We start from the raw sequence: 13,881 nt of genomic DNA, 5'->3' as shown, positions 1-13,881 counted from the left end.
TTATTGTATACTCTCCACTTTAACGCTTAATTTTTTAGGACAGTTTCCATGCGCGCGAGTCGCTTTTTATTTGCAACGTTAAGAGAAACCCCAAACGATGCTGAAGTTATTTCACATCAGCTTATGCTTCGTGCCGGGATGATTCGTAAATTGGCTTCAGGTTTATACACTTGGCTGCCGATGGGCGTTCGCGTATTAAATAAAGTTGAAGCGATTATCCGCGAAGAGATGGATCGTGCTGGTTCACTTCAAGTCCTGATGCCTGTCACTCAACCCGCATCTTTATGGGAAGAATCAGGTCGTTTCGTACAATATGGTCCAGAACTTTTACGTTTTAAAGACCGTCATAACAATGACTTTGTACTTGGCCCTACACATGAAGAAGTGATTACAGATCTTGCTCGCAATGAGTTGAAAAGCTATAAGCAATTGCCTGCAAACTTCTACCAAGTACAAACCAAATTCCGTGACGAAATCCGCCCTCGTTTCGGTGTGATGCGTTCACGTGAATTCATCATGAAAGATGCCTATTCTTTCCATGTTGACCAAGCCTCTTTACAAGAAACCTATGACAACATGTATGCAGCTTACTGCAAGATTTTCACGCGTTTAGGTTTAAATTTCCGTCCAGTTCAAGCGGATACAGGTTCAATTGGTGGTTCGGGTTCTCATGAATTCCACGTACTTGCTTCTAGCGGTGAAGATGACATCGCATTCTCTACAGAGTCAGATTATGCTGCTAACGTAGAAATGGCTGAAGCCGTACTAGTTGGTGAACGTGCTGCTCCGACTAAAGCACTTGAAATTATTGATACACCAAATCAAAAAACCATAGCTGATGTTTCTGAATTCCTTAAATCAAAACCTGCTCAATCTGTAAAAGCATTGTTGGTTCAAGGTGTTGCTGAAGAAGGTAAAGCTGCGCCAGTGGTTGCCTTATTCCTACGTGGCGACCATGAACTGAATGAAATTAAAGCTGAAAAACACCCATTAATTGCTGCTCCATTGGCCTTTGCAACTGAAGCACAATTGGCTGACTTAGGTTTAACGGCTGGTTTCTGTGGCCCTCAAGGCTTAACCGAAAAAGGCATTACAGTTATTGTTGACCGTGCAGCGTCTGTACTTTCAGACTTTGTTGCTGGTGCAAACCAAGTCGATAAACATGCTGTAGGTGTAAACTGGGAACGTGATGCACAATACACCGAAGTTTATGACCTTCGTAATGTTGTTGAAGGTGACCCTTCTCCAGACGGTCAAGGTACAATCTTGATTAAACGTGGTATCGAAGTTGGTCATATCTTCCAGTTGGGTCAAAAATACTCTGAAGCACTTGGCTGTAAAGTCTTAGGTGAAGACGGCAAACCTCTCGTTGTGACTATGGGTTGCTATGGTATTGGTGTAACCCGTGTTGTTGCTTCTGCAATTGAACAAAACTTCGATGACAAAGGGATTATTTGGCCGTCTGCAATTGCTCCTTTCGAAGTTGCTATTGTGCCAATGAATGCGCATAAATCACCGCGCACGTTAGAAGCAGCTGAAGCACTGTATGCAGAATTAACTGCTGCTGGTTATGATGTTCTTCTAGATGATCGTAATGAACGTCCAGGTGTTAAATTCTCTGATATCGAGTTAACAGGTATTCCACACCGTATTGTCATTGGTGAGAAAGGTTTGGATGCTGGTACATTTGAGTACAAAGGTCGCCGTGATGAAGAATCAAGCAACCTCAGTAAAGAAGACCTTTTAGCGAAAATTGCAAAATAATTTGCGCTAAATATAAAAAAATCCCGCTAAGTGCGGGATTTTTTTATATTAAATACTTTAAGCCTTAACAGAATTTCAGCCCGCCGAAGCAGTTAGAACGAAACTCCTGTCCAGAAAGTTTTAAATTGTTTAATGGGAAATCAATTAATGACGGGTTTTTAATTTCTTTAACATCTAAAGCCGAACCTGCAACACAACCAAAGATTAAATCTCCACAATTACGAACATTGGTACTTAAGTCATGGTTAATTCCAGCGATCGTTTGTTTCAACACTTCATCCGTAATCGCCACTTTATCTGAAGGTGTAATACTCCCCAAATCGACCTCATCTTCCATCGCCAGCCACCACCCTCTTTCTGCTGCAACTGCAGCACCAGGCCAGAGTATTTTTTGAGCTTGTAAGGATAACGAAGCAGGGTTATTTAGATAAAGTGCATGGATCAAACCTAAACTTTGATTTACCGTAATATCGGTTTGTAGTCCAGTAAGATAGCCTGTTACGTCTTTATTCAAATTAATATTTAACCCAAGTAGAGAGATCTGAGCTTCTAATGGACCACTAAAATCTAGACGATCAACTGTACCTGTGCCTTTTAATACCGCAATATTATCCTTAATTCTATTCCCGCTCACGACAGTGGCTGGAATTGTAAAAGGTGCTGTGGTTGATTTTAAATTAAAGGAATAATTATCTGATTTGTAGTGAAGCGGTAGATCAACTTCAGCACCAAATAATGTCCCCTTAACAGCCCCTTCAATGTATTGCTGCGTAGAAGCATAGTCCATCACACGCTCGGCAGTTGTTGCAACACCCGCAGACGCTTTGGTTTTCATATACCCACTAAAGGTGTTGATACCATTGGGTGTATTACTATTTTCTGTACCTAATGTCATTAACCCAGAAATTTTTTCAGCGCTCAGACGAAAGCCCATCACTTCACGAGTTGCAGCTGATTTGGGATCTTTAATTGCAATTTCGATAAAAGGATTGGTCAACAAAGCAGAAGTTGCCGCACGTTCATCAGACGTATAATTGCTATTTACAGGCAATCCACTCAATGAAATATGATCGATATCAATATCACAAGCACCTGAGCCATTTGCACCACCACAACCCAATTGCAGCTTTTTAATATTGGCATTGAGCTCCATTTCAGCTTCTAAACCAAGCTTATAAAAGCCGACATTGGATTGGTCTACGGCTTGTCCACTCTCATCCACAGAATTATACCCCTGCGTATATTCCATGGAGAGTAATGCTTGACCATCAACTTTTGATAAGCTTTCATCATCTAAAGCCATCATTGCATGAGATAAGCTACTCATCGCAAATGTCGAGAAGATCAAACCTCTGATTAACTTCTTTTTCATAACAAATTCCCTGTTCGTTATTTTATTTATTTGTTATTGATTTAATTTTACTAGCGTGGAGTAATCCCCATCGTACTTCGCATTGTTCCACCTGTTAGGGCAATATCCGCCATCTTTTGCATATTGCCATTTGTTAACATCGAAACTTCTGCACGAAACGCTTTAGACATATTATTGGTTGGATTGAATTTCACCTGATTATCAAACTCTACCGAATCTTGTTTCATTTTAATTCGAGCATCAAAACCTAGATCGCCCTGCATTTTATTAATATTGATACTTGAAGCTGAAACGACACCGCTGGCATTTACATCTTCATTCATCAAACTTAAATAGCTTCCCATAACTTTTTGATCTTTCTTTTCAGCATCTGTTAATGCTTTAAATTCAAAGCTTCCACGAAAAGATAAATAATTATTTTCTGCACTGTCATTTAGGCCCGGTACTATAAATAGCTCACCTTTACCATCAAGTTTAAACGCAATATTCGTCAACACATCATCACGTTTAGAGAAATTATCTAAAGGTACTGTAGTCCCACATTTGGCAGAAGCTGTAGTCGCACAGTTATAGGTTGAACCCGGAAGTTGACCAATCGCTAACTCGGCATTAGCTGCAATCAATAAATTATCTGCACGTACATAGATGCCATCATTTTCATAACCAATCACACCATCAGATTGAATAAGGGCATTGATGTTTCGTAAGCCTGCATAATAATTGACTTCTTGACCATTAATACCTTTTTTACCATCAATCAAAATAATGGAAGTTGTACTTGGTGTTCCTGTTTTTTTATCAACACCATAACCATCTGTGCTCATTACAAGGTTATAGCCAATACCTGATTTTTCAGCCGCATTTTTATAACTGTATTTTTTCTCTGATAATGCAACATTGGCATTCATATTATAAATCGGGATACCAATCCCCCAACTGTTGTCATTACTTGCAATTGCAGCAATTGAGTTATCAGAAATAAATCGTGCGGTACGCGCGATGGACTGAAAATCCATACCACGAATCGCCACAAGTGCAAAATTTCCACCCGCCGTTTGATTTGACAGATTCTGGGTTAAAACATTATTGGTTAAGCCTAATGTCGCTTTTAATTTATCATTTACCAGAAAATCAAGGCTTTTGGCTTGAATGGTATTGATATAAATATCGCCAAAATCAATATAGGCATTTTTATCAGCAACTAAAGACGTTAAATTAGAAAATTCAATGGCATAACTACCAATACCCGTATGGCCAATTTCTAAGGTTGTCGGTGCTTGACCTGCAACAAGACTCGGATCATCCTTTGAAGTAAAATCCGCGCGCACTCCTAAATGTAAACCACCTGAACCAACAGACTCATATCCTGAAGCTTTCGTTGCTAGACCAAAATCTTTAATTCCGTCTTGATTGGCATTTAAGGCCACTCGTGCATTAGTGACAGCACCCGATACTCCCATACGAATTAAATTGCGCTGTGCACCACCATCGGTACCGTAACGTAGATCGATATTAACGCCGGGGTTTGTGGCATCGCTACGTGAGCTATGCACATCTGATGTGTCCTTGACCCGCCCCAAATTGACCGTATGATCTTTGCTCCCTGTGGATTTTGTGGTGAGAACAATGCCTTCATCAGCTGCAACATACATATAACCTGAACCAGCAAAGTTAAAGTTAAAGTCCTTTAAGGTTACGCTATGTCCATTCATACCATGACTAATACTGGCATTTTGCAATTGAAATTCCATATACGCCGTATCATTACGGTTAAATAGACCATTGCTGGTTTCAAGTAATACTTTTAAAGGTGAAGATGTTGCAATCGTAAGTGAACCTAAATTTTGTGTAGGCGTTTGGCACGTTGTTCCTTGACACAGCAACATAATATTTTGTGCAACAGCCGTAAATGGGCTGACACTCGCAGCTATACGCATGCCTACACCAGCATCCGTAGTCCCAACATCAAAATCTAATTTTGATGTAATGGTGCTTTGCCCAACACCATCTATTTGCACATTGTGCAAACCCATTTTCATCTTATTTTGGTCGGTTGGGTCAACCCAATTTAATTGATCGACTTTGACTCTAGAAACTTCATGGGTAATCGAAATACCATCTTGGCCAGTAACTGCACCCAAGCTTTCGTCGGTCATTGCTTCAAAAGCATAGGTGTGTTGAGCAAGTAAAATACTGGTTGCGAGTGCCGTTAAAGTTGTTATTTTTTTCATCACTATATCCTTATATTCAGTCACAGCTGATTAACAGCGACCTGCACCATTTCCAGTGCAGTTAAAACTGAAGATGTTTAACTTTCCACTCATATGCATATTGCCATGCACATTAACACCCATAAATCCTTGTTCTGCACCACGATCAAAATCAGGTACTGCTAAAGTTGTTGTCGTTCCGTCCGCTTTCTTTTCAGTATAGGTCGTATAAGTACTGGTATTTTCATACCCCTCCTTACCTGTCGTACCTGTTTCTACTGCCAAGGTAGCAAAACCTAAATTTCTAATTTTTAATGGTTTATTATCATAAAATGTCAACTGCATAGCCGTTTGTGGATTACCTTCACGATTGATAATCGTCACACCATCTAGTGAAAATTGATCGATCTGTAACGTTCCTTGAAACTGTTTAAACACCAACCATTTCTTATTACCATTTGCATCCACATGATTATTGGGTGCAAGAGCTAAGCGACAAAACTCATTGGATGAACATTGATATCCATAAAAAGCCTGAGTAGTTTTACCATTCGCATCCATGATAGAAATGTTGTTTTTCGACATATCATTGGCGTATTGATGGTTTAATGAAAGCGTCCAACTGAGATCTGCACCGCCTTGACCGGTTGCAGCGGTAAGTTCCCTATTATCCATAGACACTAAACCTGCATGAGTTTGTGTCAGTGCAGCACAAACAACAGCGCATAAAATTTTATACATGTGATTTCTCCTACAGCCCTGTTGTTCTTATTTTTAAGTGCTGAATCAATACGCCATCTATGGCAACAGATCCTAAATTCGTGCTTTGTCCATTGACACCTTTAAACACCACACCTGTCGCAGTATCCGTACTTTTTGCATTCAACAGATTACCAGGCAAGCGCTCTACTGTACCGATCGCAATGCTACTGTGTGTTGCATTACGTCCTTGATATAGTGCTGTCGCATCTGAAGAGTTTGCTTTTAACTCCGTGCCACAACTATAGACATTACAGGTTGAACCTTTAAAGTCTGCAGCAGTTAAACCCGATGTACCTGTGGTATTACCAGCGATATCTGTATAGTAGGTATAAATTTTACTGTAAATTGAAGGCACGTTAGGTATACGTGTTACTTCCAAAATAATATTTCGACCTTCCGACCCCACAATAAAGGGCTGATACATATTGCCTAAAACTAAATTGATGTTTGGGCTATATAAGTATAGACCTTCCGTTTCATGGAAAATCGGAGCGACAGAACGATCCATAGCGGGTGTCGCTGCAGTACCATCATCCAGTTCAGAGCGCGCAGCTGTACTAATACGTATACCACGTGCATCCAAATCACTATCATTAATACTGAGTGATTCAGCACGATCGTTGGTGTTAATACGAATTAGACTGGCTAAACCCAAGGTTTGGTTGTAATTGGTATTGGTTGATTTTAGGGTTTGAAAAATTCGAACTTGTGAACCATTGAAGCTCAAACCATTCGCAACAATTTGAGTACGTAAACGATAGTCTTTATCCAAGCCACTGGTCGGCGCACCGGTAATCGGATCAACAACATTACTTGAATTCAAAGACCGTGAAAATACATCCATCCACAAACCAAGTTTGATATTGTTAGATGCATCATCTGCTGCAATTTTCTTTAATGGTGCCTCAATGGCTAAGTAACCAACATTTCCTTTATTATTTGCCGCAAATTGTTCAACATCTTGATTTCCCGCATGGAAAAGCCATGGATTTTCAGCTGTGCCCCAATTAAACCCTTGATCGGTATAGCGTGTTGCTAATGAACTTTTGCCATTTTTATCTTTACTGTTGGACAGGGCTAAGCCATATATAAATACATCTGCTTTCGATCTGAGACTCGATACGGTCGCAGTCGAGGCAATTTGTTTTGCTGTAATTTCAGCATTTTTCTTCACCGTTGCTAATGCTGAATCACTCGCCTTTTGAGCTTCAAGCTTGGCATAGTCCGTTGCCAACTGATTGAGGGTTTCTGCAGCTTTGGCATTTAACTGAGCATCTTTTGTTGGATCAATAAGATTTGAACGTGTAATTTTTCCTGAGACATAATTTTTATAAAACGTAGACCCAGTAGGTAAATTACCCGTACTATTGTTACCGTATAGTAACTCAATCATCTCATAGGTATTTTTTAAAGCGGCAGCTTGAGACTTTTCTTTTAACAACGGTGTAATTGATTCTTTCGTTGTGCCATCGTTTTCAAAAGGTAAGCCAGCCGATGAACCATTATAATAATCTGCATAACGCTGATCATAATATGCCTTCATCGTTGGTGATTCAAGATAAGACTGTACTAATCGGCCACGATATTCTGTTGAATATGTTGCGATGGTTTCATTGGTTACTCGTGTAGCATTATTGGTCTCATAAGTGCTTTTAGAACTTATAAAAGTTGAGTCATAAACACCGTTATAGCCCGTAACTCGGCCTTGCTGATAAGCATCAACATAAGCTGCTTTGTAGATTTTATCGTAAGCACGCTGCCCTAATTGTTCATAGTTTTCACCTGTAGGAATAATCCGAATAAAACCTGTATCGTTTTTCCCAGGATCAACCATACCAGACGCATAACTAGAAGCCGTAGAACGGTCATTTGGCCCTTGAAAGACCATTTTGAAATTTTCTAAAGTGAGTGCAACACCTTCACCCGTTGTGGCTGAAAGTGCTTCATCTGATAAATCTTGAAGCGCATAAACAGATGGTGCAGCAAACATGCTGACTGCGGCTGCTAAGCAACTCTGGCGGAATAACTTAGCCTGGGTGAATTGAGTCATCTCGACCTTCCTTTTATCAGATGCTCTGCATCTCTCTTATATTTATTCCTGAGAACTGGCTTTGATGTTATTGTCCATTTATTCCTTAAATGGAGACTTGTGATAGACCAGTCACTTAACTTTTTATTATGCTGAATAATTACTCAATTGCAAAAACTTCCCCACCGAATGGTCTATTTTCCGATGAATGACCCAACAAAAAAGCGGGCTAATTCGCCCGCTTTTTTTAAACTAAATCCGAAGGATTAAGCTTTCGGTAAAGTCACACCGGTTTGACCTTGGTATTTACCACCACGGTCTTTATAAGAGGTTTCACACACTTCGTCTGATTCAAAGAACAACATTTGTGCGACACCTTCACCCGCGTAAATACGTGCAGGCAAGTTGGTTGTATTCGAAAATTCTAAAGTCACGTGACCTTCCCACTCTGGTTCAAGAGGCGTCACATTGACAATAATACCGCAGCGAGCATAGGTTGATTTACCCAAACAAACGGTTAACACATTACGTGGAATACGGAAATATTCGACTGTACGTGCTAGTGCAAACGAGTTTGGCGGAATGATACAAACGTCTGATTCGATATCAATAAAGCTTTTATCGTCAAAGTTTTTAGGGTCAACAATTGCTGAATGAACATTGGTAAAGACTTTAAATTCACGAGCACAGCGCACGTCATAACCATAGCTCGACACGCCATACGAAATAAGCTTTTCGCCATTTTCATCATAACGGACTTGGTTTTCTGCATACGGTTCAATCATGCCGTGTTTTTCGCTCATTTCGCGAATCCAACGATCAGACTTAATAGCCATTTATCTCTATCCAAAAACTTAAATCAATTATTGCGTGGTACTTTAACTGAAATCCAACTTAATGAAAATAAGCTTTGCCGAACTAAGCGGATTTAGTCATTTTCAAATCAATTTAAAGTTTTAAAATCGCAGAATAACTCAGTGGTATCGAAAAACTAACCAAGACTAGCGATGCTGTTCGTTGTAAATTGGCTTGATTGAGCCAACTAATTTTATTCGATGCCAAAACTGAACCAAGGAAGGTCCAAAAAAATGCAATAGGAACGATCAACAACAAAAAGATCAGCATGTGAGCTACATAATACTGCGCATTTTGCCAAGCCAATGCAGGAAAAATCGCAGATGCAAATAATAGTGCTTTAGGATTTAATAACGTCGCAACAAAGAGTTCGCGTGCACGAATGCCCTTTTGATTAAAATTTTCAGCAACAGTTGCTGTACGCCATAATCGCATAGCCAAAAATAGAATATAGCCAGCACTAAACAGTTTTAAAATGGTCGGCAGTAAAGGCAGATGTACGGAAATTTTACCAATGAGAAAACCCCATAGGCTAATCGAAATAAGATAACCAAAGGCTTCCGCTGGAATGAGTCGGAATGATTTACGTAGCCCAACTTGAATACCCGAAGATGCGAGTAAGGTATTGGTTGGTCCTGGCGTTAACAAAATACTGATAACTAGACCAATAAAAAACCATGAAATCATACTTTGACCTCAAACTTAATCCGCGAAGATTAATTCAGTTGTTTCGTATTAGCAAAATAAAAAATAGAAATGCTTATAAAAAACTCCTTATTTAATTATAAATTCAGTAACTTAAATAGAAAAACAAAACCTTAGCTGAACAGTCATTCAGAGCACCTTACAATTCAAAGAAATATCTTGAACTTATATTTATAAAAGAAATTTCACATGATTCCATGTATACCCTACAGTTTTTACACGTAACAAAATATTATTAAAATAAACGATATAGCTCCATGCCATTCTTACGCATAACCATTATTTATTGGAGACTAAAAAATCAAAAAAAAATACTTTTCAAAAATAATTGATTAAGTTATGTTCAATTGAGTAGTGGAAATTAAAATTAAAACTCATCAAATCAATATTCAAAATTTATGTGTAAAAGGACGTTTCTATGAACCAATGGACAAAACTCACGTTACTCTCGGTTACTTTGGCGTGTATTACTGCTTGCTCAAATGATCAATCTACTTCAAAAAATACCACGGAAGGAAAAAGCGCAGAAAATGCTACATCTGACAAACTTCAAACCAAGTTCGTAACCATTGCAACTGGCGGAGCATCAGGACCTTACAATGTGATTGGGACGAGTCTTGCAGAAATTTATAACAAAACTTTTGGTGTAAATTCTAAGACTCAGACTACAGGTGCATCAGTCGAAAACTTAAACCTTCTCAAACAGAATAAAGTTGAAATGGCATTTGTTATGAGTGACAGCTTAACAGAAGCACTGAACGGAGCAGGAAGTTTCGCAAATGGTAAAGTTGAGAATGTCAGCCAAGTCGCAGCGCTTTATCCAAACTACGTACAAATCGTAACCTCTAAAAAATCAGGGATCAAAAATATCGAAGATTTGAAAGGTAAACGTATCGCTGTGGGTGCACAAAATTCAGGTGTAGAAGTAAATGCACGCACACTGTTGAATGGTTTTGGAATCACCTATAAAGATATTAAAGTTGATTATTTAGGCTATGCTGAAGCCGCTGATGCTTTAAAAGGTGGCAAGCTTGATGCAGCATTCCTGACTAGTGGCATTCCAAATTCATCACTCATGGAACTTCAACAAAGCTTTGATCTACAGTTAGTTTCAATCAATGCAGATAAAGTCAAAGAAATAGCTAAAGATCAAAGTTATTTCTTACCGATGATTATTCCAAAAGGCACATATGGCAATACTGCGGACATTCAAACTGCCGCAATTAAAAATGCATTAGTTGTTCGCACAGATATATCGGATGATGATGTCTACAAACTAACAAAAACTTTCTTTGACAGTTTGCCTCAATTGGCAACTTCACACCAAGCAGCAACAGAAATCACGCTTGAAGGTGCTCAACAAGGCCTTGTAGCGCCTCTACATCCAGGCGCGAAACGCTACTATGATGAAGTGGCTAAAAAATAATAAGCTTCAAAAAAATGCAGTTTATACTGCATTTTTTATATTGTTCTTCTTAATCTATGCTAGCTATCCAACACTGTATACGCAGGTTAGAGTTGAAACTGATATATGCAAAATTTCAACTGATCAATTTGATTTACAGTGGAAGCATTCAGTAGAAAAGACGGCTTGGTCTGAACAATATCAGCGTCAAAAGAATAAGTTTTTACTGCGCCACACCGATTTGATTTCATTTGGTGCAGGTACACCCTCAAATTATCCCATTGAGTTTCAAAAAAATGGTGTGATTAGAATGCGGGTCAATCAAAATATAGATGAAATCAACTGGGTGATTTCTAGAAATATGCAAGGCACGATCCTCGCTGACCAAAAAATTTGGTCTATTTTTCAAAGTTACCCAGACTATAGTTTGGTCAACATCTCGGTTCAATATCAACCCAAATGGAAGTCTTGGTGGATTGGAGAATGCCTATGAATTCCAAAGAAGATAAAGTTGTATTAGAACAACTCGATGAGAAACAACAACAAGCCATATTAGAAAAATTTGATCGGGAATCTGTTACTCGAATCAATATGAGCAAATCTGTTACCTACTTTGTTGCATTTGTAGCGATCTTTTATTCATTATTTCATTTATTTATTACGTTTAATCCTTTACCTGAGTTAATACAGCGTGCAGCCCATGTCGCTATTGGCCTAGCACTCATTTTTTTACTCTATCCAGCTCGTCAAACAAGCTCCCGACAGCATATTTCACTTCTCGATTGGTTCTTGGCTTTGCTTTCCATCTTCAGTTTTTTATATTTATGGAAAGAATATCAATCTATTATGACCACTCGAGGTGGTATTCCAAATACCTTAGATATCGCGTTTGCAATTATGAGTGTGGTATTAGTCATAGAAGCAACTCGCCGGGTCATGGGGTGGATGCTGCCCATTTTAAGTTTAATTTTCCTGACCTATACATTTATCAGTCACTTTGATTGGTTGCCAGATCGATTAATTACTCGCCCTTATACCATCAGCGACATTTTCGGACATATGTATTTAAAAACCGAAGGCTTATATTCTTCGGCAATTGGTGCATCCGTCACTTTTATTTTCTTATTTATCCTTTTTGGTGCTTTTCTTGCAAAATCAGGTATGGGGAAATTGTTCAATGATCTTGCCATGGCGCTGGCTGGACATAAACAAGGTGGGCCTGCCAAAGTTGCTGTAATTTCAAGTGGATTTATGGGCAGTATTAATGGCACTGCTGTTGCCAATGTTGTTGGTACAGGCTCATTTACTATTCCATTGATGAAAAAGATTGGTTATCACAAGAATTTTGCTGGTGCCGTTGAAGCCAGTGCATCCGTTGGTGGACAAATTTTGCCACCAGTCATGGGTGCGAGTGCCTTCATTATGGCCGAAACAACTGGCGTGAGTTATGGCACAATTGCACTAGCCGCCTTATTACCTGCTTTATTGTATTACCTTGGCGTCATGGCTCAAGTTCATTTCCGTGCGGGTAAAGATGATCTGAAAGGCGTACCTAAAGCTGATTTACCAAAAGTAAAAGAAGTTCTAAAAGAGCGTGGACATTTACTTATTCCAATTTTGGCACTGGTCTTTTTCTTATTTCAAAATATTCCTGTGAGCTATGCTGCTGTCTACACCATCGTCCTGACCATCTTTGTAGCAGCTATAAGAAAATCAACACGAATGGGCGTAAAAGATATTTTAGATGCGCTCGTTGATGGAGCCAAACAATCATTATCTGTGATGGCTGCTTGTGCTGTCGTTGGTATTATTATCGGCGTAGTAAGTCTGACAAGTTTTGGTTCAGTAATGACTTCTTCAATTATGAGTTTAGGTGCAGGTAGTCTCTTTCTAACTTTATTTTTGACCATGATTGCATCGATGATTTTAGGCATGGGGCTTCCATCTATTCCGGCCTATATCATTACTGCCACTATGGCAGCACCAGCACTCGCAAACTTTGATATTCCTGTATTAGTCGCGCATATGTTTGTGTTCTATTTTGGTTTATTTGCAAACATCACCCCACCAGTTGCCCTTGCCGCCTTTGCTGGTGCAGGAATTGCAGGCGGTGATCCAATGCGCACTGGGTTTCAGGCCTTAAAACTCTCTCTTGCTGGTTTTATTGTTCCATTTTTATTCGTTTATAACCCTGCCATGCTGATGATTGATACCACCAATGTTGCAGTCAATGCTCGAGAATTTGCCTTTCCTGCATGGACAACTATAGCGAGTATTACTGTCACTTCAGTGATAGGAATTCTCGCTTTAGGCTCCGCAGTTGAAGGTTATTTCAAGACTTATCTCAACTGGTTCTGGCGTATTTTTTTAGGTGTGGGTGCGCTGTGTATGATTATTCCAGAAACCATTACAGATATTGTAGGCATTATCATGGTCATCATCGCAATTACGGTGAATATTATCACTGCTAAACGTAAAGCAAACCCGTCTCTTTCCTCCTAAAAAACCAATTAAAAAGCCCGGTAATTACCGGGCTTTTTAATTTCTTAGACTAAGGCGTACCCTCATTTGATGGGTGGGTTTTAATGACTTCAAATAATATTTAAAATTATTTGTTCCTCTATATTTTTTCAATGCTAAGCCCCTTGTAACCATAGGTATCTACACAAATCCCAAGTTTTGGGTTAAATTGAAGAGCATGCTCTTCAATTTAATATCTCCCATCTTGATACACGTCTCGTCAGACGATACAACGCCCTCGTAAAGCTTAATATGAATC

At 39.2% G+C, this 13,881-nt stretch carries 10 protein-coding genes; 4 read left to right on the top strand and 6 right to left on the bottom strand.

What is annotated here, in order from left to right; all coding sequences use genetic code 11:
- Nucleotides 1–48: 48 nt before the first annotated feature.
- Entirely contained in the window at nucleotides 49–1,764 is a 1,716-nt protein-coding gene (locus FTT94_RS07905) for a proline--tRNA ligase (RefSeq protein WP_180048961.1), read from the top strand.
- A gap of 64 nt (nucleotides 1,765–1,828) precedes the next feature.
- Here FTT94_RS07905 and FTT94_RS07900 read toward each other — a convergent pair whose 3' ends face one another.
- From FTT94_RS07900 to FTT94_RS07875, 6 genes are all read right to left on the bottom strand, one after another.
- Entirely contained in the window at nucleotides 1,829–3,136 is a 1,308-nt protein-coding gene (locus tag FTT94_RS07900; RefSeq protein ID WP_180009837.1) for a hypothetical protein, read from the bottom strand.
- Nucleotides 3,137–3,186: 50 nt separating this feature from the next.
- Nucleotides 3,187–5,367 carry a DUF6160 family protein gene (locus tag FTT94_RS07895; protein ID WP_180170560.1) on the bottom strand — a complete coding sequence of 727 codons (2,181 nt, stop codon included), beginning with the start codon at nucleotides 5,365–5,367 and terminating at the stop codon, nucleotides 3,187–3,189.
- A 30-nt stretch (nucleotides 5,368–5,397) separates the two neighbouring features.
- Nucleotides 5,398–6,087, bottom strand: coding sequence for a hypothetical protein (locus FTT94_RS07890; RefSeq protein WP_180064934.1), 690 nt, complete (start codon nucleotides 6,085–6,087; stop codon nucleotides 5,398–5,400).
- 10 nt (nucleotides 6,088–6,097) lie between these two features.
- Nucleotides 6,098–8,158, bottom strand: coding sequence for a hypothetical protein (locus FTT94_RS07885; protein WP_180170559.1), 2,061 nt, complete (start codon nucleotides 8,156–8,158; stop codon nucleotides 6,098–6,100).
- A gap of 245 nt (nucleotides 8,159–8,403) precedes the next feature.
- Nucleotides 8,404–8,973, bottom strand: coding sequence for a dCTP deaminase (dcd, locus tag FTT94_RS07880; RefSeq protein WP_005008040.1), 570 nt, complete (start codon nucleotides 8,971–8,973; stop codon nucleotides 8,404–8,406).
- Nucleotides 8,974–9,085: 112 nt separating this feature from the next.
- The gene (locus FTT94_RS07875) at nucleotides 9,086–9,679 is read right to left on the bottom strand and encodes a LysE family translocator (RefSeq protein WP_078192265.1); all 594 of its coding nucleotides are present in this window, start codon (nucleotides 9,677–9,679) and stop codon (nucleotides 9,086–9,088) included.
- Between the two features lie 436 nt (nucleotides 9,680–10,115).
- Between FTT94_RS07875 and FTT94_RS07870 the strand changes: the two genes are divergently transcribed.
- From FTT94_RS07870 to FTT94_RS07860, 3 genes are read left to right on the top strand one after another with little or no spacing between them, the layout of a single operon-like run.
- A complete protein-coding gene (locus FTT94_RS07870; protein ID WP_180170558.1) occupies nucleotides 10,116–11,123 on the top strand; it encodes a TAXI family TRAP transporter solute-binding subunit in 1,008 nt (335 codons plus the stop codon).
- A complete protein-coding gene (locus FTT94_RS07865) occupies nucleotides 11,101–11,595 on the top strand; it encodes a DUF1850 domain-containing protein (protein WP_227591861.1) in 495 nt (164 codons plus the stop codon). Before FTT94_RS07870 ends, FTT94_RS07865 begins: the two co-directional genes overlap by 23 nt.
- Nucleotides 11,592–13,604 (top strand): TRAP transporter permease, encoded by a 2,013-nt coding sequence (locus FTT94_RS07860; protein ID WP_168379309.1) that lies wholly within the window; start codon nucleotides 11,592–11,594, stop codon nucleotides 13,602–13,604. Before FTT94_RS07865 ends, FTT94_RS07860 begins: the two co-directional genes overlap by 4 nt.
- The last annotated feature ends 277 nt before the right edge of the window (nucleotides 13,605–13,881 follow it).

Source organism: Acinetobacter sp. YH12027, from assembly GCF_013420085.1.
GTDB lineage: Bacteria > Pseudomonadota > Gammaproteobacteria > Pseudomonadales > Moraxellaceae > Acinetobacter > Acinetobacter amyesii.
Note: the sequence above shows the minus strand (reverse complement) of the source record. Positions and strands in the feature narration are given on the sequence as shown.

Excerpts from the sequence above, each read along its gene's own strand:
- FTT94_RS07905 (WP_180048961.1), top strand. The coding sequence starts at position 49 with ATGCGCGCGAGTCGCTTTTTATTTGCAACGTTAAGAGAAACCCCAAAC.
- FTT94_RS07900 (WP_180009837.1), bottom strand. The coding sequence starts at position 3,136 with ATGAAAAAGAAGTTAATCAGAGGTTTGATCTTCTCGACATTTGCGATG.
- FTT94_RS07895 (WP_180170560.1), bottom strand. The coding sequence starts at position 5,367 with ATGAAAAAAATAACAACTTTAACGGCACTCGCAACCAGTATTTTACTT.
- FTT94_RS07890 (WP_180064934.1), bottom strand. The coding sequence starts at position 6,087 with ATGTATAAAATTTTATGCGCTGTTGTTTGTGCTGCACTGACACAAACT.
- FTT94_RS07885 (WP_180170559.1), bottom strand. The coding sequence starts at position 8,158 with ATGACTCAATTCACCCAGGCTAAGTTATTCCGCCAGAGTTGCTTAGCA.
- dcd (WP_005008040.1), bottom strand. The coding sequence starts at position 8,973 with ATGGCTATTAAGTCTGATCGTTGGATTCGCGAAATGAGCGAAAAACAC.
- FTT94_RS07875 (WP_078192265.1), bottom strand. The coding sequence starts at position 9,679 with ATGATTTCATGGTTTTTTATTGGTCTAGTTATCAGTATTTTGTTAACG.
- FTT94_RS07870 (WP_180170558.1), top strand. The coding sequence starts at position 10,116 with ATGAACCAATGGACAAAACTCACGTTACTCTCGGTTACTTTGGCGTGT.
- FTT94_RS07865 (WP_227591861.1), top strand. The coding sequence starts at position 11,101 with ATGATGAAGTGGCTAAAAAATAATAAGCTTCAAAAAAATGCAGTTTAT.
- FTT94_RS07860 (WP_168379309.1), top strand. The coding sequence starts at position 11,592 with ATGAATTCCAAAGAAGATAAAGTTGTATTAGAACAACTCGATGAGAAA.